We start from the raw sequence: 2,368 nt of genomic DNA on the forward strand, positions 1-2,368 counted from the left end.
AGCCACGACCCTATCGAGCAAGTTGAAAGAAGCCCAGCAGGGTTCCGCAGCGGCAGTTACCGGCACAAAGAAACTGGCCGACGGCGCAACTAAGCTGGCCGCAGGTACGGCCCAACTTCAGACGGGCAGCGCGACCCTAGCGAGCAAGTTGAAAGAGGCCCAGCAGGGTTCCGCAGCGGCAGTTACCGGCACACAAAAACTGGCCGACGGCGCAACTAAGCTGGCCGCAGGTACGGCCCAACTCCAGACGGGCAGCGCGACCCTGGCCGCCAGAACAGCGCAAGCGGCGACCGGGGCGCGAACCCTGGGGAACGGGGCAAAGTCACTTCAGAGCGGCGTCGATCAGCTGGCTGCGGGGAACCTGAAAATCAAGGGTGCCCTGGGCACCATCACCTCGCAGTTGCCAGCCCAGTCAGACCTGACGCGCCTGGGCAGCGGGGCCAAAACGCTAGCCGAGAAGTCGAGGGAACTGAGCAGCGGCCTAACTACCCTAGCCGACGGCGCAGAAAAGCTGAGGAGCGGGGCGGGCGAACTCAATGACGGGGCGGCTAGATTACACAGCGGCCTCAGCACGCTCTACACCAAGATTCCGGCCAGTGTCGAGCAGCTCGGCGGCGATCCGCAGGGCCTCAGTGCCAGCGTCCGGCCCGTGACTGAAGTGTTTGCGCCCGCCGGAACAAACGGTGTGGCCTTCTCGCCCTACTTTATGGCGCTCAGTCTGTGGGTGGGGGTCACGCTGACCACCTTTATTTTCCCTTACCAGCAGCTGCCGCTCTCGGGCCGCCGCACCTCACAGTTTGCCCGCATGCTCCGCAAGGCGGCGGTGCCCGCCCTGCTGGTGGTGGTTCAGGCGCTGCTGGTGGTGCTGGCGGTTCACCTGCTCGGCGTCAACTACCTGCACCCGCTGGAGGTCGTCGCCACTTCCATTCTTTCGAGCCTGAGTTTCCTGACGCTGGTGCTGGGCCTGATCTTCTGCTTCGGCGCGGCAGGCCGCCTGATCGCGCTGATTTTGCTGGTGCTTCAGCTGGCGGCTTCCGGCGGAAGCTACCCGGTCGAAACCTCGCCTCACGGCTTTCAGCTAATTCACAACTGGGTGCCGGTGACGCAGGCCGTCAATGCCCTACGGCACGCCATTACCGGGGCCTACCAAGGCGACTATGTCAAGTTCATGTTCCTGCTGGCCCTCATGGGCCTCAGCGGACTTGGCCTGGGGCTGCTGGGCCGCCGCCGCTGGGAACTGGTCAAGGATGAGGACTTCAAACCGCTGGTGTCCAGCCCGGTGGTATCGGCTTTCGAGCATCAGGAAGTGCCGAACGAGTAATACGGACTGCCAGTCGATTCGGGAGGGCACCGAATCAACCGGCAGTCCGTATAAGACGCGGCTTCTTTTTCTCTAAAATCGCACTTTTTCCGGCCCCCTGTACATTTCGTGCGGGGGGCAGTTTTTGGTATCCCAGCCTTGACCCTCAAAGCGGCACTCCGCAAGACTGAGGGCGAAAAACTGACGCCCACCTGACCGGGGCGTCCTTTTACGTTCACGCTTTTAACATGCTGGGCAGTAGGCTGAACCCGACATGAACCGTACCTTTGCCGTTCTCTTAACCGCTGCCCTGAGTGCGGCTTCAGCGGCGACGCCTGCTGCCACGGCGCAGACCTTTACAGCGCATCCCCCTACGGCCCAGGCGCCCGCCACACCACCCGCCACCGCCCAGGCCGGGGCCACGGTGATTATCAGCGACGTACAGTTCGAGGGGTTCTCGGTGTTCGATTCCAGGCAGATTGCTGAGGCGCTCGGCGGCCAGGTCGGGATTAAGGCGGGGAGTCGGGTCACCCCGGCCGCCCTGGAAGAAGGCCGGGTGCGTATTGCCCAGACTTACGCCGAGTCGGGGTTTCCGTTTAGCCCGGAAGTCAAGCTCAAAACCGCGCCGGACGCTAAGGGCAACACGGTCGTTACCTACAGCGTTGATGAAAGTGCGCCCCTGTCGCGGGTCAATGTCACTGGAGTCACTTTGATCCAGCCCGCGCAGCTCCAGGCTATCTTCAAGCCCCTGACCGACTCGAGGCGCCTGACCGCCCCAGGCTACAACGCGGCGCTGGCCCAGATTTCGCGTGCTTACACGGCGGCGGGCTACATTTTTCGTCCCCAGGATGTGGAGGCCAGTCTCAAAGGCGGCGTGCTTAGTTTTGCTGTGACCGAGGCCTTTGTCGCCACGCTCGATACCAGCAGCCTGAATCTGAGCCGCCCGGTGACCCTCAGCACCCGCACTGGGCAGGGCATGAGTGCCACCACCCTCAACGACGACGCCCGCACGCTGTCGAACGCCACCGGAAAGCCGGTCGTGTGGCAGGCTGAAGTCGGCACTCGGCC

The 2,368-nt window shown here is 63.4% G+C and carries 2 protein-coding genes; both read left to right on the forward strand.

Going from position 1 to position 2,368, the window contains the following annotated elements; translation table 11 throughout:
• A partial coding sequence (locus QZ269_RS12785; protein WP_291427082.1) for a YhgE/Pip family protein occupies nt 1–1,321 on the forward strand: 1,321 nt, incomplete at its 5' end.
• A gap of 253 nt (nt 1,322–1,574) precedes the next feature.
• Nucleotides 1,575–2,368: POTRA domain-containing protein (locus QZ269_RS12790; RefSeq protein WP_291427083.1), on the forward strand; the 794-nt coding region annotated here is incomplete at its 3' end.

Source organism: Deinococcus sp. (assembly GCF_018260405.1).
Classification (GTDB): domain Bacteria; phylum Deinococcota; class Deinococci; order Deinococcales; family Deinococcaceae; genus Deinococcus.